Source organism: Polynucleobacter necessarius (assembly GCF_900095215.1).
GTDB lineage: Bacteria > Pseudomonadota > Gammaproteobacteria > Burkholderiales > Burkholderiaceae > Polynucleobacter > Polynucleobacter necessarius_H.
On the sequence record NZ_LT606949.1, the window covers coordinates 1,368,483 to 1,393,392 of the forward strand.

19 protein-coding genes and 4 pseudogenes are annotated in these 24,910 nt (G+C 47.2%); 15 read left to right on the top strand and 8 right to left on the bottom strand.

Annotation, left to right across the window (positions count from 1 at the left end; all coding sequences use genetic code 11):
- Positions 1-14: 14 nt before the first annotated feature.
- The 5 genes from dnaJ to hrcA form a co-directional block, all read right to left on the bottom strand.
- Positions 15-1,151: a molecular chaperone DnaJ gene (gene dnaJ, locus DXE35_RS07465; protein ID WP_114690082.1), complete on the bottom strand. Its 1,137-nt coding sequence runs from the start codon at positions 1,149-1,151 to the stop codon at positions 15-17.
- A gap of 100 nt (positions 1,152-1,251) precedes the next feature.
- Positions 1,252-3,174, bottom strand: a complete 1,923-nt coding sequence (dnaK, locus tag DXE35_RS07470; RefSeq protein WP_114690083.1) for a molecular chaperone DnaK — start codon at positions 3,172-3,174, stop codon at positions 1,252-1,254.
- A gap of 156 nt (positions 3,175-3,330) precedes the next feature.
- Positions 3,331-3,882: a nucleotide exchange factor GrpE gene (gene grpE, locus DXE35_RS07475; protein ID WP_114690084.1), complete on the bottom strand. Its 552-nt coding sequence runs from the start codon at positions 3,880-3,882 to the stop codon at positions 3,331-3,333.
- A 68-nt stretch (positions 3,883-3,950) separates the two neighbouring features.
- On the bottom strand, positions 3,951-5,045 hold the full coding sequence (gene hemH, locus DXE35_RS07480) for a ferrochelatase (protein ID WP_114690085.1): 1,095 nt from the start codon (positions 5,043-5,045) through the stop codon (positions 3,951-3,953).
- 51 nt (positions 5,046-5,096) lie between these two features.
- Positions 5,097-6,101 (bottom strand): heat-inducible transcriptional repressor HrcA, encoded by a 1,005-nt coding sequence (hrcA, locus tag DXE35_RS07485; RefSeq protein WP_114690086.1) that lies wholly within the window; start codon positions 6,099-6,101, stop codon positions 5,097-5,099.
- A 37-nt stretch (positions 6,102-6,138) separates the two neighbouring features.
- Between hrcA and DXE35_RS07490 the strand changes: the two genes are divergently transcribed.
- The 3 genes and pseudogenes from DXE35_RS07490 to DXE35_RS11510 form a co-directional block, all read left to right on the top strand.
- Positions 6,139-7,044, top strand: coding sequence for an NAD kinase (locus DXE35_RS07490; protein WP_114690412.1), 906 nt, complete (start codon positions 6,139-6,141; stop codon positions 7,042-7,044).
- Between the two features lie 26 nt (positions 7,045-7,070).
- Positions 7,071-7,403, top strand: coding sequence for an AAA family ATPase (locus DXE35_RS11245; RefSeq protein ID WP_331851942.1), 333 nt, complete (start codon positions 7,071-7,073; stop codon positions 7,401-7,403).
- A gap of 430 nt (positions 7,404-7,833) precedes the next feature.
- Positions 7,834-8,285: pseudogene (locus DXE35_RS11510) on the top strand (DNA repair protein RecN); the annotation flags it as partial.
- An 18-nt stretch (positions 8,286-8,303) separates the two neighbouring features.
- Here the strand turns inward: DXE35_RS11510 and glnE are convergent.
- Positions 8,304-11,117, bottom strand: a complete 2,814-nt coding sequence (glnE, locus tag DXE35_RS07500) for a bifunctional [glutamate--ammonia ligase]-adenylyl-L-tyrosine phosphorylase/[glutamate--ammonia-ligase] adenylyltransferase (RefSeq protein ID WP_114690087.1) — start codon at positions 11,115-11,117, stop codon at positions 8,304-8,306.
- 77 nt (positions 11,118-11,194) lie between these two features.
- Between glnE and DXE35_RS07505 the strand changes: the two genes are divergently transcribed.
- The 4 genes from DXE35_RS07505 to DXE35_RS07520 are packed head-to-tail and all read left to right on the top strand — an operon-like array spanning position 11,195 to position 18,862.
- The gene (locus tag DXE35_RS07505; protein ID WP_231970092.1) at positions 11,195-15,358 is read left to right on the top strand and encodes a YhdP family protein; all 4,164 of its coding nucleotides are present in this window, start codon (positions 11,195-11,197) and stop codon (positions 15,356-15,358) included.
- A gap of 6 nt (positions 15,359-15,364) precedes the next feature.
- Positions 15,365-16,198: a carbon-nitrogen hydrolase family protein gene (locus tag DXE35_RS07510; RefSeq protein ID WP_114690088.1), complete on the top strand. Its 834-nt coding sequence runs from the start codon at positions 15,365-15,367 to the stop codon at positions 16,196-16,198.
- 18 nt (positions 16,199-16,216) lie between these two features.
- On the top strand, positions 16,217-17,707 hold the full coding sequence (tldD, locus tag DXE35_RS07515) for a metalloprotease TldD (RefSeq protein WP_114690089.1): 1,491 nt from the start codon (positions 16,217-16,219) through the stop codon (positions 17,705-17,707).
- Between the two features lie 30 nt (positions 17,708-17,737).
- A complete protein-coding gene (locus DXE35_RS07520) occupies positions 17,738-18,862 on the top strand; it encodes a 3-deoxy-7-phosphoheptulonate synthase (protein WP_174220946.1) in 1,125 nt (374 codons plus the stop codon).
- Positions 18,863-18,868: 6 nt separating this feature from the next.
- Here DXE35_RS07520 and DXE35_RS07525 read toward each other — a convergent pair whose 3' ends face one another.
- A complete protein-coding gene (locus DXE35_RS07525) occupies positions 18,869-19,468 on the bottom strand; it encodes a cob(I)yrinic acid a,c-diamide adenosyltransferase (protein WP_114690090.1) in 600 nt (199 codons plus the stop codon).
- A gap of 18 nt (positions 19,469-19,486) precedes the next feature.
- On the opposite strand from DXE35_RS07525, the gene DXE35_RS09325 reads away from it, so the two are divergent.
- From DXE35_RS09325 to proC, 8 genes and pseudogenes are all read left to right on the top strand, one after another.
- The gene (locus DXE35_RS09325; RefSeq protein WP_162785002.1) at positions 19,487-19,657 is read left to right on the top strand and encodes a hypothetical protein; all 171 of its coding nucleotides are present in this window, start codon (positions 19,487-19,489) and stop codon (positions 19,655-19,657) included.
- Positions 19,645-20,010: pseudogene (locus DXE35_RS07530) on the top strand (FAD-linked oxidase C-terminal domain-containing protein); the annotation flags it as partial. The gene DXE35_RS09325 and the pseudogene DXE35_RS07530, both read left to right, overlap by 13 nt.
- Complete coding sequence (locus DXE35_RS11515) at positions 20,010-20,480, top strand: FAD-binding protein (protein WP_331851944.1); 471 nt, start codon at positions 20,010-20,012, stop codon at positions 20,478-20,480. The pseudogene DXE35_RS07530 and the gene DXE35_RS11515, both read left to right, overlap by 1 nt.
- Positions 20,481-20,498: 18 nt before the next feature.
- On the top strand, positions 20,499-20,774 hold the full coding sequence (locus DXE35_RS11520; RefSeq protein WP_331851945.1) for a hypothetical protein: 276 nt from the start codon (positions 20,499-20,501) through the stop codon (positions 20,772-20,774).
- A gap of 21 nt (positions 20,775-20,795) precedes the next feature.
- A complete protein-coding gene (locus DXE35_RS11525; protein ID WP_331851946.1) occupies positions 20,796-20,927 on the top strand; it encodes a hypothetical protein in 132 nt (43 codons plus the stop codon).
- Positions 20,928-21,163: 236 nt separating this feature from the next.
- Positions 21,164-22,442 (top strand): annotated as a pseudogene (glcF, locus tag DXE35_RS07540) (glycolate oxidase subunit GlcF).
- Positions 22,439-23,165 (top strand): annotated as a pseudogene (locus tag DXE35_RS07545) (YggS family pyridoxal phosphate-dependent enzyme). The pseudogenes glcF and DXE35_RS07545 overlap by 4 nt, the downstream one beginning before the upstream one ends.
- Positions 23,162-24,031 (top strand): pyrroline-5-carboxylate reductase, encoded by an 870-nt coding sequence (gene proC, locus DXE35_RS07550; RefSeq protein WP_114690091.1) that lies wholly within the window; start codon positions 23,162-23,164, stop codon positions 24,029-24,031. The pseudogene DXE35_RS07545 and the gene proC overlap by 4 nt, the downstream one beginning before the upstream one ends.
- Before the next feature lie 7 nt (positions 24,032-24,038).
- Here the strand turns inward: proC and ubiA are convergent, their stop codons facing one another.
- Positions 24,039-24,902, bottom strand: coding sequence for a 4-hydroxybenzoate octaprenyltransferase (gene ubiA, locus DXE35_RS07555; RefSeq protein ID WP_114690092.1), 864 nt, complete (start codon positions 24,900-24,902; stop codon positions 24,039-24,041).
- Positions 24,903-24,910 lie beyond the last annotated feature (8 nt).

Sequence of the window (24,910 nt, forward strand, 5' to 3'; positions counted from 1 at the left end):
GCCACAATCCGTTTTTAACTAAAGAAGCTCTTCACACCGTCAAACCAACCCTTTTGCTGAGGGCTATGTTTGTCGCCACCAGATTTGAGGCTATCGTCAAACTTCTGCAGTAATTTCTTCTGCTCGTCAGTCAATTTCACTGGGGTCTCAACCAGAACATGCACGAAGAGATCACCCACCAAAGTTGAGCGCAAGCCTTTAATTCCTTTATTGCGCAAACGGAATGTTTTGCCCGTCTGCGTTCCCTCTGGAATCGGAAACTCCACGCGCCCAGAAAGAGTTGGCACCTCGATTTCACCGCCGATAGTCGCAGTTGCAAACGAGATCGGCATCTGCACATGTAAATCGCTGCCATCACGTTCAAAAACTGTGTGTGGCTTGACGCGCACCTCTACATAAAGATCGCCGGCTGGACCACCATTCATACCTGGTTCGCCATTGCCAACAGAGCGCACGCGCATGCCATCATCAATGCCTGCGGGGATTTTGATTTCCAGTGTCTTCTGCTCTTTATGTTTTCCACTGCCATGACAAGTTTTGCAAGGCTTCAGAATGTACTCGCCAGTGCCACGACACTTGGGGCAAGTTTGTTGCATGGAGAAGAAACCTTGCTGTACACGCACCTGACCATGACCGCCACAAGTAGTACATGTTTCCGCTTTAGTTCCCGGCTCCGCACCAGTGCCATGACAAGGTTTGCAATTGCTCCAGCTAGGCACACGAATTTGGGTCGTATACCCTTCGGCAGCCTGCTCGAGCGTAATGTCCATGTTGTAGCGCAAGTCTGCGCCCTTATAAACCTGTGGACCAGATTGACGACCGCCACCTTGACCGAAAATATCACCGAAGATGTCGCCAAAGGCATCAGCAAATCCACCGCCTCCAAAACCACCCCCGCCAAAGCCGCCACCCATAGATGGATCGACCCCCGCATGACCATATTGATCATAAGCAGCGCGCTTATTAGGGTCAGTTAAGGTTTCGTAGGCTTCCTTAACCTCTTTAAATTGGGCTTCGGATGTTTTGCTATCGGGGTTGCGATCTGGGTGATGCTTCATTGCCAACTTACGATAAGCTTTTTTGAGCTCTTCATCGCTGGCACCTTTTGCCACACCAAGCACTTCATAAAAATCGCGTTTACTTTTAGGCACGGCCTATTCCTCTCAACAACCTGAATGACACAAGTCGGCACGAGGCCGACTTGTTATTTAAGTACATCAAAACTACGTTAATGAATGTCTAATTTCAGAATTACTTCTTGTCATCAACCTCTTTAAAGTCAGCATCAAGCACATCAGCGTCAGGTGCTACGCCAGGAGCGACACCAGCAGCGGCCCCACCAGCTTTAGCTTGTTCAGCAGCCATGACTTTTTCGCCCAACTTCTGACTTACTTTACCCAAAGCTTCGGTCTTGGCATCAATGGCTTCTTTATCGCTACCTTTGATCGCTTCGTCTAAGTCCTTGAGAGCTGCTTCAATGGCTTCGTTTTCGGAAGCTTCTAAGCTAGCGCCATGCTCTTCCAAAGCTTTCTTGGTTGAGTGAGCCAAGGCATCTGCAGTATTGCGCGCAGTAACCAACTCCAAAGCCTTCTTATCTTCAGCGGCATTGGCTTCAGCATCTTTAACCATGCGTTGAATTTCTTCTTCGGTCAAGCCAGAGTTCGCCTTAATGGTGATCTTGTTCTCTTTGCCAGTAGTTTTGTCTTTTGCTGTTACATGCAAAATACCATTGGCATCGATATCAAAGGTCACTTCAATTTGTGGCATACCGCGTTGTGCTGGAGCAATACCTTCAAGATTGAATTCACCGAGCAGCTTGTTCGCAGCAGCCATCTCACGTTCACCCTGGAAGCACTTAATAGTTACAGCAGGCTGGTTGTCTTCGGCAGTGGAGTAAACCTGTGAATGCTTAGTCGGAATGGTAGTGTTCTTGGGAATCATCTTGGTCATTACGCCACCAAGAGTCTCGATACCCAATGACAATGGGGTAACGTCCAAGAGCAATACGTCTTTACGATCGCCGGATAACACGGAACCTTGAATTGCAGCACCAACGGCAACTGCTTCGTCCGGGTTAACGTCTTTACGTGGCTCTTTACCAAAGATTTCTTTTACCTTGTCTTGAACCGCAGGCATACGAGTTTGACCGCCAACCAAAATTACGTCGTCAATATCAGCTACGTTTACGCCAGCATCTTTAATCGCGGTTAAGCAAGGACCAGCCGTACGATTGATCAACTCTTCCACTAAAGACTCCAACTTGGCGCGGGTCAATTTCAAATTCAAATGCTTAGGACCACTAGCATCGGCTGTCACATATGGCAAATTGATTTCAGTTTGTTGTGCGGATGACAATTCGATCTTAGCTTTTTCAGCAGCGTCTTTCAAACGTTGCAATGCCAATACGTCTTTGCTCAAATCAACGCCTTGCTCTTTCTTGAACTCGGCAATGATCCAGTCAATGATGCGTTGATCGAAGTCTTCACCACCCAAGAAGGTATCGCCGTTAGTAGAGAGCACTTCAAATTGCTTCTCACCGTCAACGTTGGCAATCTCAATAATGGACACGTCAAATGTACCGCCACCCAAGTCATACACAGCGATCTTACGATCCACTTTGTCTTGCTTGTCCAGGCCAAATGCCAAGGCTGCCGCAGTTGGCTCGTTAATGATGCGCTTTACATCTAAACCAGCGATACGACCGGCATCTTTAGTGGCTTGACGTTGACTGTCATTGAAGTATGCAGGAACCGTAATCACCGCTTCTGTCACTTCTTCACTAAGATAGTCTTCAGCGGTTTTCTTCATCTTGCGCAAGATTTCAGCGGACACTTGTTGTGGCGCCATTTTCTTGTCACATGCCTCAACCCAAGCATCACCATTATCTGCTTGAATAATTGCGTATGGCATTAAGCCAATATCTTTTTGCACCTCAGGATCAGTAAATTTACGACCCATCAAGCGCTTCACTGCGTAGATAGTGTTTTTAGGATTGGTTACTGACTGACGCTTTGCGGGCGCACCAACCAATACTTCGCCATCCTCAACGTAAGCGATGATGGATGGGGTTGTGCGAGCGCCTTCTGCGTTCTCAACAACTTTAGGTGCATTGTTTTCAACGACTGAAACGCATGAATTGGTGGTTCCTAAGTCGATACCGATAATCTTTCCCATAATTGCTCCAAAAAATGAAATTGTTTGTTGTACTAATGAATATTTCGATACCCAGTAGATGGAGTCTAAAAAAGGAATTTCAAGAGGAGAAATAGCAAAAAAGGCAGAAATCTGCCTTTTTTATGTCTTTTTGGGCGGTTTACCCCACTGTCTAGCTTATTTTGGGGCGCTAACCGTCACTAAAGCAGGTCTGAGGACGCGATCAGCGACCGTATAACCTCGCTGTAGAACTGAAACCACGGTATTTGACTCTTGTGCGGAAGGCACTGAGGCGATGGCCTGATGGTGATACGGGTCAAATTTATCCCCAATCGTAGGATTAATTTCTGTCATGAGACCCTTTTCAAAAGCGGAGAGCAATTGCTTGAGGGTAATCTCCAGACCTTCTTTAAAAGCCTTGGCATCGCCAGCATCGGTACTCAATGCCGCATAGAGGCTATCAGTCACCGGCACCAAATGCTCCGCAAAACTTTCAATCGCAAACTTGTGCGCCTTAGCAATATCTTCCACAGCACGGCGGCGAATGTTTTCCCCCTCAGCTTTAGCACGCAAGAAATTATCCTGCAGCTCGCCAATTTTTTGATTCAATTCGGCGATCTCTTGCTCTGGAGTTTTCGTAACCGGCTCGGCCGACGCTGCTTCACTTGCAACTGGATCGGCGGCAGAATTTTCTTGTTCTGGGGATGGGTTTTGATTTTCTTGTGTCATGGGTGCTATTTTACTTTTCTATAAAAAAATGACTATTACTTTGCAATATGGGGTCAATTAACGCTATTTCAAGCCTTGGATTTTTCGGCTAATTCGGCTCTTTCATTGCGCTGAGCTAATTCACTATCAGACTCCACCCCTAGAGGCCAGCCTTGCAAATGCTGGTGAGCGATATCCCCTAAAGCCTCAATCCACTTTGGGTTGCTGTTCAAACAAGGGATATAGCGATAGTCTTTGCCACCATGCTCCAAGAATATTTCGCGGGTTTCCATGGCAATTTCTTCAAGCGTTTCTAAACAGTCCGCCGGGAATCCTGGGCAAAAAATATCGACGCGCTGACAACCCTCTTTAGCCAGCTTTTCAATTGTTGGGACTGTATAAGGCTTTAACCACTCCGCCTTACCAAAGCGTGATTGGAAGGTCACGATATATTGACCAATCTCCAAACCCAATGATTCTCCGAGTAGGCGACCAGTTTTCAAACACTCACAATGATAAGGATCACCCTTCATCAGATTGCACTTAGGCAGACCGTGAAATGACATTACTAAGCGATCGCCCTTGGCAAAATCAGGGCGCTCCTCTTTATCCCAACTAGTTAAGACTTGATCACGTAACGCAGAAATATAAGCAGGATTGTCGTGATAGTGCTTTACCAATCGCAACTCAGGTTGATCTCGCCAAGCACTTAATACGTGGAAGACTTCATCAAAGCTGGATGCTGTAGTGGTAGCGGAATACTGGGGATACAAAGGTAGTAGCAATAAACGCTCCATACCTTGCGCCTTAAGGTCCTGAAGGACGACCTGGGTTGAAGGCTGCCCATAACGCATCGCCAAATCCACCAAAACCGTGTGACCCGCATTCGCAAATTGATCGCTAAGCTCTTTCGCTTGAAGACGAGAGTAATGCATTAAAGGGGAACCCAATTTAGGCAACCAAATAGAAGCATATTTTTTGGCAGACGCACTACTACGAATCGGCAAAATAATGCCGTTCAAAATACACCACCAAATGATGCGCGGAATTTCTACCACGCGGGGATCAGACAGCAATTCTTTTAAATAGGCGCGCACCGCTTTAGATGTTGGTGCCGATGGCGTTCCCAAGTTCAGTAACAGAACTGCTGTTTTGGAAGCGCGTAAATGCGGGTTCTGATTCAAGATAATTGGTCTCTATTAATGATTTTTAAATGTGAAAAGTTAGGTCTATGTTTAGGAGCTTAAAGCGCCAGACAATAATTTAGAGGTGATATCGGCAATCGGGATCACCCTGTCGTACGCCATACGGGTTGGCCCCATGACCCCAAGAGTGCCGACTATCTGGTCATCAACGCTATATGGGGCGCTGATCACAGCCAGATCCTCATAGGGCAAAAAATCACTCTCGCCTCCAATAAAGATCTGAATGCCATCCGCATGACTTGATACATCGAGCACTTGCGTCAACACTGATTTTTGCTCCAATATGTAAAACATCTTGCGCAACTTATCGAAGTGAGAACTTAGATCACCAACATTCAATAAACGACGTTCGCCAGACAGCACGCCGCGACCCATATCGTAATCAGCAACACCGCTTTGCAACGCCGAGGCCATCAAACCTGAGATATCGGCGCGCAAATTATCTAGGTCGGATTTCAGATGCAGGCGCACCTGATCAAAACTGTTTCCAGCACAATGGATATTAATAAAATTACCCGCTTCAACGAGTTGACTTGGGGTGTAATCCTGAATGGTGGGCAATATGCGATTTTGCACATCACCCTCTGGCATCACCATAATCAACAAAATTTTGCCCTCACCCAAACGCAAGAACTCAATATGCTTAAAAACCTGGGAACGCTTTGTGGTCATCACGACACCAGCAAAATGGGTCAAGCTTGACAAAATCTGCGCTGCGGAGGTCAAGACCCGTTGCGGAGAATCCGGCAATAAGCCTTTTTCAACCTCGCGGGCGGCCATTTCTTCCAGGGGTCGAACTGTCACCATGGTATCCACAAACAATCGATAGTCTCTTGGAGTAGGTATACGGCCAGCGGAAGTGTGGGGGCTCGTCACTAGACCCATATCCTCCAAATCGGCCATGACATTAGGGAGAGTGGCTGCCGACAGGTCTAAACCAGAATATCTAGATAGAGTACGGGAGCCAATTGGCTGACCATCCTCGATATAGCGCTCGATGAGGGTTTTGAATAGGGCGCTGGAACGTTCATCCATGGTGGAAGGGATTTTATGCCTATGGTTTAATCGTTATATGTTAAGCCCATCCCCAAATTCCACCAATAAGGCATTTAGCCGGGTTGCGCTTGTCGGCAAATTCCAGGCTGATGGCATCGAAGCACACCTTAAAGACTTAGCTAAGTTGCTCTCTGACTTAGGTTGCGAGGCTTTTATTGAATTCGATACGGCTACCCATCTCGCTCTTTCTGGCTATCCAACCAAAACAGTACGTGACTTTGTGGGCGAAATTGATTTAGTAGTTGTTCTAGGTGGTGATGGCACCATGCTTGGTCTTGCCCGACAGTTGGCAGGTAGCAATGTTCCCTTGGTGGGAATTAATATGGGCCGACTGGGCTATATGACTGATATCCCAATCCAATCCGTTCGCACTACCTTACCAAAAATAATTGCAGGCGATTACGAAGCGGATACTCGCACTTTGTTGGATGCGGTTGTGCTTCGTAATGGCAAAGCAATTAATCGCGCCCTCGCCCTAAATGATGTGGTTGTTAATCGCTCTGGTATTTCTGGAATGGTAGAACTAGCAGTGTACGTTAATGGTTCGTTTATGTACAACCAACGTTCTGATGGCTTGATCGTATCTACTCCTACTGGCTCGACAGCGTATGCCCTCTCAGCCGGTGGCCCAATTTTGCATCCGCATGTGGCTGGCATTTTATTGGCGCCAATTGCTCCGCACTCACTCTCCAACCGCCCAATCGTTTTGCCGCAAGATAGCGTCACTGTCATTGAAGTGGTTGACGGTCGCGAAGTGATTGTCAATTTTGATATGCAATCCCAAACCAATTTACAAAGCTGCGATAAGATTGAAGTGCGCCAATCCAATAAAACAATTGATCTGCTTCATCCAAGCAATCACAGCGACTACAAAACCTTGCGCGAGAAGCTGCACTGGAATGAGTATCCGTCGACATTCTGATGTCGAGTGTTTTGCTACGCTAATACATGCTTCAAACTATCTCACTTCGTGACTTTGTCATTGTCGATCAACTAGAGCTCGATTTTTCCACTGGATTTACAGTGCTCACCGGCGAGACCGGGGCTGGTAAATCCATACTGCTAGACGCGCTGAGCTTGGCGTTGGGAGAGCGCGCTGATAACAGCCAAATTCGCGAAGGTTCAAACCGAGCGGAAATCCCCGCCCTTTTCCGCATTGAACCAGACCAAGCCAAGGCCTTGAATCAATGGCTTGATGCGCAAGGTTTTCCGCTGGAGGCTGATGGCCAAAGCCTGGTACTCAAAAGAACAGTGGAGGCCAGCGGTCGTAGCCGGGCATGATTCTAGTCTGGGCGATATTAGCCAATCCCTGGAATCAGCGAGCATTCAGCTAGATGAAGCCATTCATGGGCTCAATCGCTACTTACAAAAAATTGATATTGATCCTGCTCGCCTAGCGCAGGTCGAAGAACGCATGCAGGCATTGCATAGCGCGGCGCGCAAGTACCGCACTGAAACCGATGACCTACCAAAACTTCTTTTAGAGACATCTGAAAAACTAGATGCCTTAGCGGCCTCGCAAAATATTGATGCGCTTCGAGAGCAAGTTAAACAAGAGGAAGCAGCTTACTTGAAGTTTGCGAAACAACTGTCACAAAAGCGCGTTAAGGCAGCAAAAGAGTTAGGTGACTTAGTCACCAAGGCAATGCAAGATCTATCTATGGCAGGCGATCGCCTAGAGATTGAATTGTTACCACTCAATGAGGGCGGATCTCATGGTCTCGAGCAGGTGGAATTTTTAGTAGCGGGGCATGCTGGCAGTACGCCCCGTTCACTAGCGAAAGTAGCGTCTGGAGGTGAGCTGGCGCGTATTAGTCTCGCTATTAGCGTCATCACTAGTAAAGCCTCATTTACACCGACCCTCATATTCGATGAGGTAGATGCAGGTATCGGCGGAGCAGTTGCCGAAACCGTTGGCAAACTATTCCATCAATTGGGTCAATCACACCAGATTTTATGTGTGACCCACTTGCCGCAAGTCGCTGCGCAAGGCAATCACCACTTCAAAATCAGCAAATCCCAAAGTGGCGAAAAGACAGTGTCGCAGGTTCAATCCTTAGGCAGATCGGAGCGCGTCGAGGAAGTAGCCAGGATGCTAGGCGGCGCCACAAAATTACAGACACCACTCGTCGCCATGCTCGCGAGCTCCTAGAGAAAAACTAAACCAATCTCTTCAGCCCTCTAGGTAATATGAGATGGGGCGTTAAATATCTCCAACCAAAGGGCTTGCACAGCATCTCTCGCGGCAAGGAGTTCGGGTTCATTCTCTAAATCGACGCGGGATTTTTCCACACCATCCAAGCGCAGGCGATGTTGTCTCGCTCTAAGGAGGCGATAAGCATCGCCAACACATCGTGCGGCCTCTTGAGTAATCAAACCCACCTCACTAGCGATATGCAACAAAGCAATATTGCCAAGATTACCAATCAGTTTTGGGTGCTGGTGAGCATAGACCAGCACCAGGAACTGCACGATAAATTCAATATCCACCATACCGCCAGCGTCATGCTTCAAATCAAATGCGGAATTAGCATTGGGATGTCCTGCATGGACTTTACGACGCATCTCCAAAATTTCCGCTCGAAGCTGCTCAATATTTCTCTGCTGACTTAAGACTTCAGAGCGAACTGAATCAAAGAATGCTCCCACGCTTGGATCGCCAGCCGAGAAACGAGCTCTAGTGAGAGCTTGATGTTCCCAAACCCACGCCGCGTTATCCCCTTCGCGAAGTTGATACTTTTTAAAAGCGTCAGCATTGGTTACTAAAAATCCAGCTGCGCCATTGGGGCGAAGACGAGTATCAATTTCAAATAAGCTGCCGGTGGACGTAAACGCGGTGAGCCAATTAATCATCCGCGTAGCTAGCAAAGCGTAAATTTCTTGAGCTGCGTCATCCGATTCATCCGCTTGATATAAAAAGATAATGTCTAAATCAGATGCATAACCGAGCTCTTTACCCCCCAACTTGCCATAAGCAATAACAGCAAACGGTGAATGCGCATCAGCAGGCAGATCAAATTTCTTCGCCACGCTAGGCCAGATACGCTCAAAGGTAGTTTGCAGGATTAAATCTGCTAAAGCGGATAAATGGTCGCTCACCTGCTCTACCGGCAAGGCGTGCGGAACGCCAATACCAAGATCGGTTAGCAACGTAATAAAGGTTTCATTGTGATGAGTCACTCGCAAAATATCCATTGCTTGCTCAGAGCCATCACCCTCAGCCATCACATCATCAAGTTGGATGTTGAGAGTGGATCGCACGTCACTCCAATACTTCTCGGGCTCCTCAATCAGCGCCCTTTCGGATTGAGAGTGCAACAAGTGATCAAGCAAGTGGGGATGGCGCGTGAGATATTGCGCACCCCATTGAGACGACTTCAATAAATCCAACACATTGGAAAGCGCTCTCGGATACTCAGCCAAAATAGATAAGTAGGCGCTACGTCTGGCTATCGCCTCAAGCAAATCAAAGAAGCGCAATAGGATTTGATCGGCATGGGCAGAGGTATAGCCATCAGTTTGTAGTCGCTCTACCGCTTTGCACATCAAGTTATCGAAAATTAAACGACTTTTTTCAGGTAATTGTTTTTGCTTTGAACTATCTACCCACGACTCCCAGCGAGCACATGAGCGGGGAAAGAATGTTTGATTATGAGCCCAGCCCAAAGCCAATGGCCTAATTTCAAGACGCGCACCATCGTCGAGCAAAAACGCTTTCTCAAATAACTGAGCCACGCTATTTTGATGACGCTCTAATTCGGCCATCAATCCATTAGCCTGCGCTCCTTGACCTAGCATTGAAACCGCCAAACGCGAACGCGCCTCTTCATCCTCTGGAAGGTAGTGGGTTTGCTGGTCATCCCAAACTTGTATGCGATGCTCTAAGCGCCGCAAAAAAATATAAGCCTCATGCAATAACTTCACTTCGTCGGCGGGCAAAATGCCGCATTGCCGAACAAGCTCAAGCACTTCTAGACTTGGGCGCACTCTAAACCGAGGATCTGTACCACCCCTCATCAGTTGGAACATTTGCGCCAAAAATTCAATCTCTCGAATGCCGCCACGCCCCAGCTTGATGTCGCGCGAGCGACCCTGATGCCGAGAGGATCGCTTTTCCGCTTCCGCTTGAATCTGCGCATGCAAGTCGCGAATAGAGGCAATGACACCATAGTCCAAATGCCTGCGATACACAAAAGGACGAATCAGCTGCTCAAGCTCCTTTTGAGAGTGGGCAAAATCGGGAGAATCGGAAAGTGGGGCAATTAATCTGCCTTTAATCCAGGCATAACGCTCCCACTCCCTTCCCTGAACCAAGAGATATTCCTCCAGCATATCCAAGCTACATACCAACGGCCCTGAATCCCCATTGGGGCGAAGACGCATATCTACCCGGAACACAAATCCATTTGCATCATGCTCAGCAAGCAGCTTAATCAGTCGCTTACCCATCCGAGTAAACCATTCGTGATTAGACAAACTCTTAGGTCCGCCCGTAGTCTCGCCCTCATGCTCATATAAAAATATTAAATCGATATCGGACGAGAGATTTAATTCCAGGCCACCCAACTTACCCATACCCACAACCATCAGCGGCATCTCATATTGAGTGGTGTTGCTCCAAGGTAGGCCGAAACGATTTTTGAGGTCTTCCCGAACAAAAGCAATGGAAGCGGAAACAGCCAATTCAGCAAAATGGCTTAGCGCGTGAGTCACCTCTTGCAGGTCGGCCATTCCATTTAAATCTCGAAATGCCACCCACAACATCAAACGCTGTCTTACCAAACGTAAATTGGACATCCAGTCAGCCTCATCCAGCATATTGGATAGAAGACCAATCTGACATTCCTCGAGTAATCGCTTCATTTCCGGTACATCAACCTTTTTTTGACCCTGAGTGCGAAGCCACTCTATCCATTCGGGGTGCGCGCTTAGCCAACGTCGCACATAAGTCGAATGCTGCTCTAAAAATGCAATTTGTTGGGAAAATTCATTCATACCCCATCTTAATCCGACACGGAAACATCTGGCCAGAAGCCTGGCGATGACTTCAAGGCTGACGGATAATAGAGCCCATGCTGCAAAACATTGTTCCGCCTCGCCTCAAGGCTGCGCTTGCTAAACGCCCTCAAGGCGCAAGTCGAGCCTGGCGTAAGCGCGCGCTTATTTTGGCTGGTGCTCTATTGACTCTTTTCGTGCTGGCGAACGCAGGGGTGCGCTTTATTGTTTGGCCACCACTCGAACAATCTACAGCATCAGTTGAACGACTTATTAGCGCCCGAATTGGTGCTGACGTTTCGATGGATTCGTTGCAAGTTTCATGGACTGGCATTAGACCCAATTTTGAAATTGAAGGTTTGCGCTTCAATGGCCCCGATACGACAAAGCCACTTTTGTTTATTCAGAAAATCAATGGGCAGTTAAGTTGGTCAAGTTTTTATCATCTCGCACCATTCTTCCATGAGCTCAATTTAGAAGGCGCTGAAATTTATGCTCAACGCGATCAGAAGGGCATCATTACCATTGCCGGAATTTCTATTGACGGAAAGCCTAACGACTATTCAGCGGAAAATTGGCTCTTTTCTCAAAACGAAATTCACATTAGCGATGTCAAGCTGCTTTGGGACGATCAACTCAAAAAACGGGCTAGCACTTCAATTGATATTCAAAGCCTGTCCCTTAGCAACGGCATGCGAAGCCATACAGGATCACTGAGTGCCCTAACCCCCTGGACTAAAGGCCCTGTCTTGCTCGAGATTGATTTAGTCCATCACATTGGCGGGCAGGCTGGCAATTGGCGCGACTGGATTGGAACCATCTCTTGGAATTTGAACGCGCTCCAGCTTGGGCAAATTGCCAAAGCATTTACTCTTCCACTGAACACTCTAGAAGGGGTAATGAGTTCCAGCGGAAAATTAAAAATCGACAACAGCAAACCTGATGGCGGTGAAATTTATCTGGCTGCTGATAATTTAACGATTCAACTCTCCAAGAATGAAGACGCAATCGCGCTTGGCAGATTGGAAACAAAGCTAGCCCAAGAAACCGAGGGGGGCATGATTGCAGTGACTACAAAGTCATTTGCTTGGCGCGACACCGAGAGTCCCGCAACATCTCCATTAGAGAATCTCAGCCCCATGACTTTCCGCTGGAGACCTCCAGCCGCGGATGGTGAAATTAAAGAGTTTGGCTTTTCCTCGCCCAAAATTTTGGTGGAAGATATCGCTTTATTTGCGCTCAATCTCCCGCTCTCCAAAAAAGTGCATCAATGGATCAAGGTATCGCGCGCGGATGGTGAGTTACAAAATTTAGACATCAGCTGGTCAGAAAGTAAATCCCCCATGTCAGCCCTCAATATTCCCAGTGGATGGTTTAAGTCCAATAAGGTGGACTTCACTGTTAGCGGCAAATTAGTTGACGTTAGTTTTATTGGCATCAACAAAACAATGCCCTCCGCATACAAACTTTCAGGCTTCCTGAGTGCGGATCAAAATAAGGGGAGTTTCTCAGTTGAGTCTAGCGGTCTTGAGTTAGAGATCAATGATTTACTGGTTGACCCCAAAATAAAACTGGATAAAGCTAGCGGCCAAGTTTCATGGTCAAAGCAAAAAGGCAATTTGGCTATTAACGCAACACAATTGACGCTCAGCAATCCTGAGATCACGACAACGCTCGATCTAAATTACCTCATTGGCGAGTCTAAAAAGCCAGACTACATGACTTTAGATATGGGCTTTGCGCAAGCCAATCTGAAGACTGCTTACCGTTATTTGCCAGTGGGCATGGGAGCTGAAGCCAAAGCCTACCTAAGCAAAGCATTTGATGCTGGCATCATTACAAAAGGTAGCCTACACATCAAAGGCGATCCTAATGCAGTTCCGTTTTCTCAAATGGGTACGGGCGAGTTCACACTTAATCTCCCTGTTATTGACGCCACTTTCAGTCCAGTACCCACCTCATCGCCTGGGCAAGGTATTTGGCGTGCATTTAACAAGGTGAATGGCGTTATCAATATGCAGAACGCCAACTTTAGTGTGGATATTGATCAAGCGAGCTACAAGCAAGTAGCCCTGAGTCAATTTCATGCCGAGATACCGAGCGTGAGTGCAAAACAATTAATGCTGACGGTAAACGGTGAAGCGGAAGGTGATGCTCCGCAATTATTAGATTACCTATTCTCGTCGCCCGTCGGTAAAAGACAAATTGAACTCGAGAAAAATCTCAAAGTAACGGGACGTACCAATTTAAATCTAGGTTTAAAGATTCCACTGAGTGGTAGCGGAGATACCGCTACCAATATTCAGCTGAGCTTCCCAGGCAATCGGGTTCAATGGGCTGACTTGCCGCCCTTTGAGAATCTGAAGGGGAAAATTCGTATTACCGAAGTCAATCCTGAGCTTGAAGATATCACTGCGAATTTTCTGGGAGGTGCCATTCAAATTGCAAGCGCAGCCACCAACCAAGATAATCAAAACTACAAAATCTCCGGTGATGTTTCAGCTAGCTTTATTAAAGATTACTTCGCGACCGATACCGCAGTAGAGGCATTCCCAATACTGCAGGCCATGAGCGGAGTCGCGAGATACGACGGCACCATTCATTTCAACAAAGGCAATAGCGAAACCAACCTAAAAATAGATATGCGTGACTGGAGTAGCGCCGCACCTTTGCCTGTCAAAAAACAAGCTGGTGCAGCGCTGTCGGGGCAACTTATCTTAAAAACCTTTGCAAAAACGAAAACCAATTCAAATCGTCTATCTTGGAATGGGAAGATTGGGCATTCCTATTTCATTCAAGGCGCAATAGCTAGTGATGACACTATTCGTCATGCGGTAGGAATTGGAACACCCGCCATTCCTCCACAACAAGGCTTTCAGCTAAATGTAGTCAGCAATGAACTGAACTTAGATGTCTGGCAAGATTTTTTAAGTCAGCAAAATAGAAAAAAGGCCACATCTAGCACTAACGCTAGCAGTACAAACAGCATTCAAGTTTCCGCACAGGTCAAACAATTAACATTATTGGATCGCATATGGCAAGACTTGAACATAACGGCAAACAATAAAAATTCCGCTTGGCAATTGCGCTTAAGAGGCTCGCCCCAAGTGGCTGGCAATATTCAATACCAACCCACCACTCAGTCACAAGGCAGCCTTATCAGCGGAAGGTTAGCGCGCTTAAAAGTTCCCGAAAAGGTAATTGCCATAGCTCAACCCTCAAATCAGAATAAAAAAATCTCTGTCAGCAAAAATAAAATTGAGCCAGGTTCAGTGCCTAGCATAGACCTCACTATTGACGCATTTGATTGGAATAAAGCCCACCTCGGTCAAGTAAAAATTAAAACCAGAACTACAGGCAATGTTCTCAATATCGATTCTGTGCAATTTAATAACCCACAAGGCAGTTCAACCACAACTGGTAGCTGGGTGGGGGGCACACAAAATACATCTGCTCACACAAACTTAAATGTGGATCTGGATATTAAGGACGCCGGCCAAATCATTGGTCACTGGACTAACCAAAAATCAGTAGAAGGTGGGCAAGGCAATTTAAAAGTCAATGCAAATTGGGATGGGTCGCCATTTAATCCCCAATACGACACCCTTGCAGGCAAGGCAAGCCTAAGCTTGCAAAAAGGTCGTTTCTTAGAGGTAAATACGAGCGGCGCAAAACTTCTCGATGTTCTCAGTCTGCAAAGTTTATTTAGGTTTGCCACCCTAGACCTTCAGGGTAGTGTTGGCAATATTGTCACCAAAGGAACCCCATTTAACTCCATTGACGCTTCTTTTGATATCAATGCTGGAGTTGCTCAAACCAAGCAATTCAATATGAGCCTGGATCAAGCTCGCGTTGCCTTGAATGGACAAATCAACATTCCAAAACAAACACAAGATTTGCGCGTCACCATCTTCCCAACAATTGATGCGACAGCCGGCTCTTTAGCGGCATTTGCCATCAACCCAATCGTAGGGCTTGGCGCTTTAGTTGGTCAGTATTTAATTACCAGCCAAATTAACCGCAATCTTCAGTCTGACTATTTAGTGCAAGGATCTTGGGATAATCCAGAGGTGATTCCCTTAGATCAAAAGGGTCAACCAGTTGACTCTAAAACCTTAGAGACGATTCACAGTAAAGATTTGCTGAAAGAGCAAACCAAACCAGGCAGCAGCAAGGGCCCGCAAAGCACTCCAAGCAATATCAACAATTCTGATTCCACCTCTAGCTCCATTCCCAACTAAATCAATATGAGCAAATCTGAAAATTCCGCGGATCTGAAGATTGCCTCTATTCAAATGGTGTCCACACCCGATGTACAGGAAAATTTAGCTACGGCAAGCAGACTCATTACTGCTGCTGCCGCAGACGGAGCGCGAATGGCCGTCCTACCGGAATATTTTTGCATCATGGGCCTCAAGGACACGGACAAAGTATCCGCTCGAGAAAGCATCGGGAGCGGCCCCATTCAGGAGCAACTCTCCCATATTACAAAGACAAATAATATTTATCTAGTAGCCGGCACGATTCCATTGGCAGCCAAAGATCCAAATAAAGTGCTTAATACCACTCTAGTATTTGATCCTGCTGGTCAGCAAATTGCCCGCTACGACAAAATTCATTTATTTGGTTTTCAAACAGCCACTGAGCGCTATCAAGAATCGGAAACCATTGAAGCAGGCAATGAGCCTGGGCTACTCAAAATTTCAGTCAATGGAAATGAATGGGTTTTTGGATTGAGTATTTGTTATGACCTGCGTTTTCCAGAACTCTATCGCGTACTTGGGCAAGTAGATTGCCACATCATCCCTGCCGCATTTACCTACACTACAGGTAAAGATCATTGGGAGATTCTATTGCGCGCCAGGGCGATTGAGAACCAAGGTTATGTCTTAGCATCCGCGCAAGGAGGCAAGCACCAAAATCAACGTCGCACTTGGGGAAACAGCATGCTCATTGACCCTTGGGGCGAGGTCTTGGCCAATCTTCCAGAAGGAGAGGGCTTTGTTTCTGGAGTTTTGTGCAAGGATAAATTAAACGAGGTACGCTCTAAGTTACCCGCACTTGCGCATCGCAAGCTTTAAAGAAAAACGCCTAATCACATGAATTCACCAGAAGCACTATTTCCCGCCAATTGGACTAAAGCCAAAAAGCAAGCAGACCTGATTCAATTAGCCAAATCTATTTTGCTCGAACCAACAGGATTGTCCGAGCAAGATTTACACCACACTTTTAGAAGCTTGTTTACCCATCGACTCGATGATGCGGATCTGTACTTTCAACACACCCGTAGCGAAAGTTGGAGTCTTGAAGAGGGTATTGTTAAATCGGGCAGCTTCAATATTGACCAAGGTGTTGGTGTGCGAGCTATCTATGGCGATAAGACCGCATTTGCGTATTCAGATGAAATTAACTTAGAGGCTTTAAATAAAGCAGCGAAGGCAACTCGAGTCATAGGCCCAGCGGATGGCAAGCAAGCGGTTTCCAGAAAGCTTTTTAATCCTGTATCCAACAAGCTGTATTCAGATATCAACCCCTTGGATTCACTCCAACCCAAAGAAAAAATCGCGCTACTAGAAAGTATGGAACGTCGCGCTAAAGCGCGTGACCCACGCATCATTCAAGTAATGGCAAGTCTTGCGGGTGAGTTCGATGCGGTCTTAGTTGTCAGAGCGGATGGTTTATTGGCTGCCGATGTGCGCCCACTGGTTCGGGTCTCAGTGCACGTCATCGCAGAACAAAATGGTCGACGTGAATCAGGGTCTTGGGGCGGCGGTGCTCGTCACGACTATCTCTACTTCGATCAAGAATTGATTAATCGCTATGTTGATGAGGCTGTTGATGGTGCATTAGTTAATCTCGATTCTCGCCCGGCTCCCGCAGGCCCAATGACCGTGGTGATGGGTCCTGGTTGGCCTGGCGTCTTATTGCACGAGGCTGTGGGTCATGGTCTTGAAGGGGACTTCAATAGAAAAGGATCATCTGCTTTTGCCGGTCGCATTGGAGAGCGCGTTGCCGCTAAAGGCGTCACTGTAGTGGATGATGGCACTTTATCTGGACGCAGAGGTTCTTTGAATATCGATGATGAAGGCACTCCTGCGCAATGCACCACCTTAATTGAGGATGGCATCTTAAACGGTTACATTCAGGATCGTCTGAATGCGCGCTTAATGAAAATGCCCCTCACCGGCAATGGTCGTCGCGAAAGTTTTGCCTCACTCCCAATGCCACGCATGACCAATACTTATATGCTCGCCGGCAAAGATGATCCCCAAGAAATCGTAGCCAGCATTAAACGCGGCTTATACGCAGTCAACTTTGGCGGCGGTCAAGTGGACATCACTAGCGGCAAATTTGTTTTTTCCGCCTCAGAAGCTTATTGGGTCGAAAACGGCAAAATCCAATACCCCGTTAAAGGCGCTACCATTATTGGTAGCGGTCCAGAGTCTCTAAAACAGGTTTCCATGATCGGAAATGACCTCAAACTCGATGGCGGCGTGGGGGTTTGCGGCAAAGAAGGGCAAAGCGTTCCGGTTGGCGTTGGGCAGCCTACCCTGAGAATCGATAACCTGACCGTAGGTGGAACTGCCTGAGATTCGCTAATTACGGCTTAAAATGGTCCTATGATCCAACAAAACACAAATCCCGTTAATTGGTACTCCGCTGTTGATAAGACATCGGATACCGACGATCAACGCATCGACAATATTTCTGTTCTGCCTCCGCCAGAGCATTTAATTCGCTTCTTCCCTATTTCCGGAACACCAACAGAAGCGCTGATTAGCAAAACTCGCAAAAAGATTCGCGACATCATTCATGGCAAAGATGATCGTTTACTCGTCATCATCGGACCATGCTCCATTCATGATCCACGCGCGGCGCTGGAATACTGTCAACGTCTACTGGCTGAACGTGAACGCTTTGCTGGCGAACTAGAAATTGTGATGCGCGTGTATTTTGAAAAGCCACGTACAACTGTTGGTTGGAAGGGATTGATTAATGACCCATACCTGGATGAAAGCTATCGCATTGAAGAAGGACTGCGTCTCGCTCGTCAAGTGCTAATGGAAATCAATCGTCTTGGTATGCCGGCCGGTAGTGAATTCTTGGATGTGATTTCTCCGCAATATATTGCCGATCTCATCTCATGGGGCGCAATCGGTGCTCGTACAACCGAGAGCCAAGTACATCGCGAATTGGCTTCCGGCTTATCAGCGCCTATCGGATTTAAAAATGGCATCGATGGCAATATCAAAATTGCCACTGACGCGATTCAAGCGGCAGGTCGTCCACATCACTTCTTATCCGTTCATAAGAATGGTCAAGTCTCTGTTGTGGAGACTAAGGGCAATAAAGATTGCCACGTCATTTTGCGCGGCGGTAAAGAGCCAAACTATGAAGCGAAGTTTGTACAGGCTGCCTGCTCTGAGCTTGAAGCAGCCAAGCTTCCAGCCAGCCTGATGGTTGACTTATCACACGCCAACTCCAGCAAAAAGCATGAGCGTCAAATCGTCGTTGCTGATGATGTGGCACAGCAAATTGAGTCTGGATCACATCAGATATTTGGCGCAATGATTGAGAGTCATTTGAATGATGGTGCGCAGAAATTCACTCCAGGTAAGGATGATCCAAGCAAGTTAGAGTACGGTCGTAGCATTACCGATGCTTGCATTAATTGGGATGATTCAGTGCAGGTATTAGAACGTCTTGCTACCGCAGTGAAGAAACGCAGAAGCAAGAAAAAATAATGTCAATTAATCAATGACACTGCTAAAAGAGGCTAATTTATTTAGTCTCTTTTTTTCGTGCTTCCAAAGCACATCTGATCCGCCAGCCGCGCGATTCAATATGCGCGTAAGCACAAAGAGCACATCAGATAAACGATTGACGTATTGGCGAGTGGAGTCATACAAAGGCTCTTCCCAACCTAAGCGCACAATCGAACGCTCTGCTCTGCGGCAAACTGTGCGGCAAACATGGGCCTGCGCAGCTGCGCGAGTTCCGCCGGGCAAAATAAATTCGGTTAACGGTGGCAGCTGCTGATTATATTTTTCAAGCCAAACATCTAGCTGAGCGACATGTTCAGGATTGAGCAGTTTGTAATTGGGCATACAGAGCTCTCCACCAAAATCAAATAAATCATGCTGCACCTGCAGAAAAAGCTCACGCAATTCCGTAGAAACTGAAGCCGGGATATCTTCTGTCATCAAAACCCCGATTTCGGAGTTCAATTCATCGATATCGCCCATAGCGCAGATCCGCAGGTGATCTTTCTCGACGCGACTGCCGTCGCCTAAGCCCGTCATCCCAGCATCACCCGTTCTAGTAGCGATTTTTGATAGTCGATTTCCCATAAGCGTAATTATAGGTAAATGGCTAAAATGATTCTTATGAATATGGTGACGCCACCCCCCGAATTAGCCGCTATTAGCGCCCTTCAATCGAAATTGGTATCAGCCTTACGCCCAATCCTTCCGGAGCATGTCCTGTTATGGGAGCCGGAAGACACCATTCCCTATGAATGTGATGGCTTGGCTGCTTAAACGTCTTTCATGCGGGCGATGGCAATATGCATCCTTTGATTTTATTTAACGGCGCCCATCAAGATGAGTGGCATCGCACTGAAGAGTTCGGTACCGAAATTTTGGAAGCCTGCGTAGAGCTCGGCGGCACCATCACTGGTGAACACGGTGTTGGCATCGAAAAAATTAATTCCATGTGCGTACAGTTTGGCGAAGGTAAACGCGAATCTTTCTGTGGCGTGAAGAGCGCCTTTGATCCAGAAAAATTACTCAATCCTGATCAGGCAATGCCAACCGTAAACCGCTGCGCTGAATATGGTCGCATGCGTATTAGCGGTGGCCAACTCCCTCATCCAGAATTGGAGCGATTCTAATGAGTCACTCCAATCCACAAATTAATGCATTCCGTGAGCAAATTCTGAATGCAGCCAAGAATAAAACCCCACTCTCTATTAAAGGTGGGGGCACTAAATCTTGGTATGGCAACCCCAATCACTACACCAAACTGGATACTCGTTCCTACTCAGGCATTTTGGAATACCAACCAGAAGAATTGGTCATCACTGCTTGCGCCGGCACTCCACTAAAAGAAATTGAAGCGGCACTCAAAGAAAAAAATCAGGTTCTTGCTTTTGAACCACCTCACTTTGGCGAAAACGCTACTTTCGGCGGTGCGCTTGCCGCTGGCTTAGCGGGCCCAGGACGCATCACGGTTGGCAACTTCCGCGACTTTGTATTAGGTGCTCGCATTCTGGATGGCAAAGGGCAAGATCTTTCTTTTGGCGGCAAGGTGATGAAAAACGTTGCGGGATATGATGTTTCTCGCTTGCTACCAGGCTCTTGAGACACGCTATCTCTTTTATTGGAAGCCTCAGTCAAAGTATTGCCAAAACCTGCGGCGACAGGGACATTGCGTTGCAAGATCTCCCAAGAAAAAGCTTTAACAGTTTTAAATGAATGGGCTGGTCAGCCACTGCCACTTTTAGCGAGTTGTTGGATTGGCTCAAGCAAAGGTGGTGATGGTGCACTCGCTATTCGTCTCGCAGGCGCTGCGGCCGGTGTGCAAGCTGCGATTCCGTTGAGGAGCGCTTTGATTGATGGCAGCGTCATTAATGAAGAGACTGCTGACAATTTCTGAAATGATTTGCGCGAGCAAAAAATGTCTGCCTTCACCAATCTAGACGCGGATCAAACTTTGTACCGCTTAGCGCTACCCGCCGCTTGCGGACCAATCGCCATGCCAGGCGCAGCTGATGAAATCACTCTAGAGTGGCATGGTCAACAACGCTAGATTAAATCGCCCGGTGACGAGGCTACCTTCACAGCCATTAAAGCCATTGCCAATTCTCATGGTGGACATGCAACTCGATTTAGACAGGGTGCAAATGTAGACCCCTCCTATCAGCGCTTCACATTACTCTCAGAGCAATCCCATTCCAAAGCGCTTGAGGCAGTGCAAGAACGCCTGAGGTCCGCCTTTGATCCTGATGGCGTATTTGCCACTAAACGTCTTTCATAAGTATTTCTATGCAAACTCAACTCGCCCCTCAATTTGCCAACACGCCGGAAGGTATCGAGGCAGTCCGCATTCTGGGCAAATGTGTTCACTGTGGTTTTTGTACTGCCACCTGCCCTACTTATCAACTGCTGAGTGATGAGTTGGATGGTCCACGGGGACGCATCTATCTCATTAAGCAAATCGCTGAAGGCCAAGCGCCAACAGAAAAGACGCGTCTTCATTTAGATCGCTGCTTAACTTGTCGTAATTGCGAAAACACTTGCCCTAGCGGTGTGCAATACGGCAACTTGGTTGATATCGGTCGTAAATGGGCAGAAGAAAATACACCTGCACGCCCATTAACGCAAAGACTTACGCGTTGGGCCTTAAAAGAAGGCCTAACCAAGCCCGCTTTATTTAATACGGCAATGGCCTTAGGGCATCTAGTGCGCCCGCTCATGCCAATCGGCATGCAACGCAAGATTCCAGTGACCGTCAATAAAGCGTTAGCAAACTCAACTGATCCGCATGCAAGACCTACAACCGCGCATCAACGCAAAATGCTTCTATTAGAAGGTTGCCGTACAGCCTTGTATGTTGCCGACTATTAATTCCGCGACAGCGCGCGTACTGAATGCGTTAAAGATTCAACTCATTAGCGCCCCGAATGCGACTTGCTGTGGCGCACTACGTTATGACCTCAACGATCAAACTGGTGGCCTGGATAATGCCAAGCAAAATATTGATGCATGGTGGCCTGTAGTTGAAAACGGTGTCGAAGCGATTCTGATGACTGCCTTTGGTTGCGGTGTGATAGTGAAAGACTATGGTCACCGCTTTGCAAATGATCCTACTTATGCCGCTAAAGCAAAAAAGATCTCCGACCTAACCAAAGATATCTCTGAGATTTTTCCCTCATTGCAAAATGAACTTGTACAACTTGTGGGGGTAGATCCCAAGCCAGGCGTGGTGTATCACCCACCCTGTACCCTACAACATGGTCAACAAATTCGCGGTAAGGTTGATGGGCTGCTTTCACGCATTGGTGTTGGCGTACGTTTGTGCGCAGACAGTCATCTTTGCTGCGGTTCCGCCGGCACTTATTCAGTGACTCAACCAGAATTATCCAAACAACTACGCAAAAATAAGTTAACCCACTTAAACGCTGCTTGCGAAGAATCTGGCGCTGAAGTCATTGTTTCCGGAAATATTGGATGCATTACCCATCTACAGCAAGAAGACACGCCAGTAGTGCATTGGATCGAAATCGTAGACCAGCTAGTCAGCAAATCTTCCAGAGCCTCATGAATTCCATTGTTGTAAATCTGATGCAAGTCAGAGAGCGAATTGAACTCGCCGCCTTGGCGGAAAAGCGTGAGCTTGAAGAAATTGAACTTCTGTCGGTTAGCAAAACCTTTCCCGCCTCAGCGGTTGAGGAAGCAATGCATGCCGGTCAATCCGCTTTTGGCGAAAGCTATGCTCAAGAGGCTGTTGAAAAAAATTGAGAAGCTTGCCAAATTACGCCATTGGCTAGTCTGGCATTTCATTGGGCCCCTTCAAAGCAATAAAACCAGAGAAGTAGCTCAGCACTTTGACTGGGTTCATAGTGTTGATCGCCTCAAAATCGCGGAACGTCTAGCTGCGCAACGAGGTGAATTTCCAGACCTGGCTCCATTGCAGGTTTGCGTACAAATCAATGTCATCCAAGAAGACAGTAAGAGCGGTGTTGCTTTGACAGAAGTCGAAGCGCTTTGTAATGCCATTACCACTTTGCCCAATTTGGTACTGAGAGGCCTAATGGCTATTCCCGTCCATAACCCTGATTCAACTCAGCAACGCCAAGCATTTGCTGCTGTACGTGACTGTGTCCAACAAATTCAAACTGCACACGCCACTGAGTTGGGATATCAATTTTTCGACACCCTTGCGATGGGCATGTTAGATGATTTAGAGGCTGCCATCCTGGAGGGGAGCACGATGGCTCGTGTTGGCACGGCCATTTTCCGTAAGCGCGATAAGATAAACACATGAGCACAAATAAAACCATGCAAAACAATAGCAATGTCCACATTACATTTATCGGTGGTGGCAATATGGGGCGCGCCATGATTAGCGGCATCCTTGCCAACGGCTTCGAACCCAATCAAATATCGGTTGTAGAAGCAAACGCCTCTACCGCCTTAAAACTGTACGAAGACTTTGAAGTGCAAGGCATTGGTGCCATAGAGCAAATCGCTTTTGAATTCACCAAAAATAATGTGGTTGTTATGGCAATCAAGCCACAAGACTTTAATGTTGTTGCTAAAGGGTTGGCGTCAAAGCTAAAGCATGCCACCGCACCTGGGCCATTAATTCTGAGTATGGCTGCTGGCATTCGCTTAAAAGATATGAGTCGCTGGCTAGATCACACGCGTTGCGTACGAGCTATGCCTAATACACCAGCATTAATTGGCAAAGGCATTACCGGACTCTTTGCGGATGCCGCCGTTGATGAAACTGACCGCGCTTTAGCTGAAACGATCTGCCATGCCGTAGGTCAAGCGGTATGGGTATCGGAAGAAAAGCTGATGGATGCGGTCACCGCCGTTTCCGGTAGCGGTCCCGCCTATGTCTTTGCATTCCTTGAGGTGATGCAATCTGCTGGTGAGAAGCTTGGACTGGACGCGGCAACAGCCCGCAGACTAGCTTACGCAACCCTCGAAGGAGCTACACAGTTGGCTCATAACTCCGATGAACATGCGGGCGTATTGCGTGAAAGAGTGACCTCTAAAGGCGGCACTACTGCAGCAGCACTAGATGTGATGAAGCAGCAAGGTTGGCATGAGATTTTAGAAAAGGCGATTGATGCAGCCAGTCAACGCGGTAAAGCGATGGGCGACGAGCTAGGTAAAAGTTGACGACTTACTAGTTCAAACCTAAGCCCAACACAATTCCCAAAAATAAAAATCCACCCAACCAGTTATTGTGGCGGAATGCTTTAAAGCAATCCTCTCTATTGCGAGTGGACACTAATTTAAGATGATAGATAGTGCAAGCTAGCGCCGCAAACCAGCCCACTAAAAAATAATTGCTCAAGCCCGCTAGTTGGGAAACGCATAATTGGCTTAAGAACAATATTCCATAGCTAATTGCAATCGCAATGACATCGTGCCGCCCAAAAGTGATGGCGGATGTACGCAAGCCTAGACGCAGATCATCATCCCGATCAACCATAGCATAGGCGGTGTCATAGGCAATAGCCCAGAAGATGTTGCCAATAAACAAGATCCAAACCTCTAGCGGGATGAAATCCAAAATCGCCGCATACGCCATTGGGATACCAAATCCAAAGGCAATTCCCAGGACAGCTTGGGGGATTGCAAAAAATCGTTTAGTAAAGGGATAGATAAAGGCGACCACCAGCGCAAGGACTGAGAGTTGCTTTGTAAATGCGTTTAAGGGTTGGAGTAGCAAGAAAGCAATGAAAGCCAAAACGCCAGCCACTGCCACCGCTTCTTTTCCAGAAATTTTTCCACTCGTTACTGGACGCCCTTGCGTTCTTTTGACATGGCGATCAAAGTCTCGGTCCGCATAATCGTTGATTGCGCAACCTGCGCTCCGCATCAAAAACGTACCTACAGTAAAGATCAGTAAAACTGATAAATCAGGCACGCCGCTACTTGCCAACCAAAGCGCCCAGAGCGTAGGCCACAATAGCAAAAGCGTGCCAATAGGCTTATCCAGCCTAATTAAATATCCATAAGAAATGAAGCGCTCTTTTAAAGTCATCGTTTAAT

Excerpts from the sequence above, each read along its gene's own strand:
- dnaK (WP_114690083.1), bottom strand. The coding sequence starts at position 3,174 with ATGGGAAAGATTATCGGTATCGACTTAGGAACCACCAATTCATGCGTT.
- grpE (WP_114690084.1), bottom strand. The coding sequence starts at position 3,882 with ATGACACAAGAAAATCAAAACCCATCCCCAGAACAAGAAAATTCTGCC.
- hrcA (WP_114690086.1), bottom strand. The coding sequence starts at position 6,101 with ATGGATGAACGTTCCAGCGCCCTATTCAAAACCCTCATCGAGCGCTAT.
- DXE35_RS07490 (WP_114690412.1), top strand. The coding sequence starts at position 6,139 with ATGTTAAGCCCATCCCCAAATTCCACCAATAAGGCATTTAGCCGGGTT.
- DXE35_RS11245 (WP_331851942.1), top strand. The coding sequence starts at position 7,071 with ATGCTTCAAACTATCTCACTTCGTGACTTTGTCATTGTCGATCAACTA.
- glnE (WP_114690087.1), bottom strand. The coding sequence starts at position 11,117 with ATGAATGAATTTTCCCAACAAATTGCATTTTTAGAGCAGCATTCGACT.
- DXE35_RS07505 (WP_231970092.1), top strand. The coding sequence starts at position 11,195 with ATGCTGCAAAACATTGTTCCGCCTCGCCTCAAGGCTGCGCTTGCTAAA.
- DXE35_RS07510 (WP_114690088.1), top strand. The coding sequence starts at position 15,365 with ATGAGCAAATCTGAAAATTCCGCGGATCTGAAGATTGCCTCTATTCAA.
- tldD (WP_114690089.1), top strand. The coding sequence starts at position 16,217 with ATGAATTCACCAGAAGCACTATTTCCCGCCAATTGGACTAAAGCCAAA.
- DXE35_RS07520 (WP_174220946.1), top strand. The coding sequence starts at position 17,738 with ATGATCCAACAAAACACAAATCCCGTTAATTGGTACTCCGCTGTTGAT.
- DXE35_RS07525 (WP_114690090.1), bottom strand. The coding sequence starts at position 19,468 with ATGGGAAATCGACTATCAAAAATCGCTACTAGAACGGGTGATGCTGGG.
- DXE35_RS09325 (WP_162785002.1), top strand. The coding sequence starts at position 19,487 with ATGGCTAAAATGATTCTTATGAATATGGTGACGCCACCCCCCGAATTA.
- DXE35_RS11515 (WP_331851944.1), top strand. The coding sequence starts at position 20,010 with ATGAGTCACTCCAATCCACAAATTAATGCATTCCGTGAGCAAATTCTG.
- DXE35_RS11525 (WP_331851946.1), top strand. The coding sequence starts at position 20,796 with ATGTCTGCCTTCACCAATCTAGACGCGGATCAAACTTTGTACCGCTTA.
- proC (WP_114690091.1), top strand. The coding sequence starts at position 23,162 with ATGAGCACAAATAAAACCATGCAAAACAATAGCAATGTCCACATTACA.
- ubiA (WP_114690092.1), bottom strand. The coding sequence starts at position 24,902 with ATGACTTTAAAAGAGCGCTTCATTTCTTATGGATATTTAATTAGGCTG.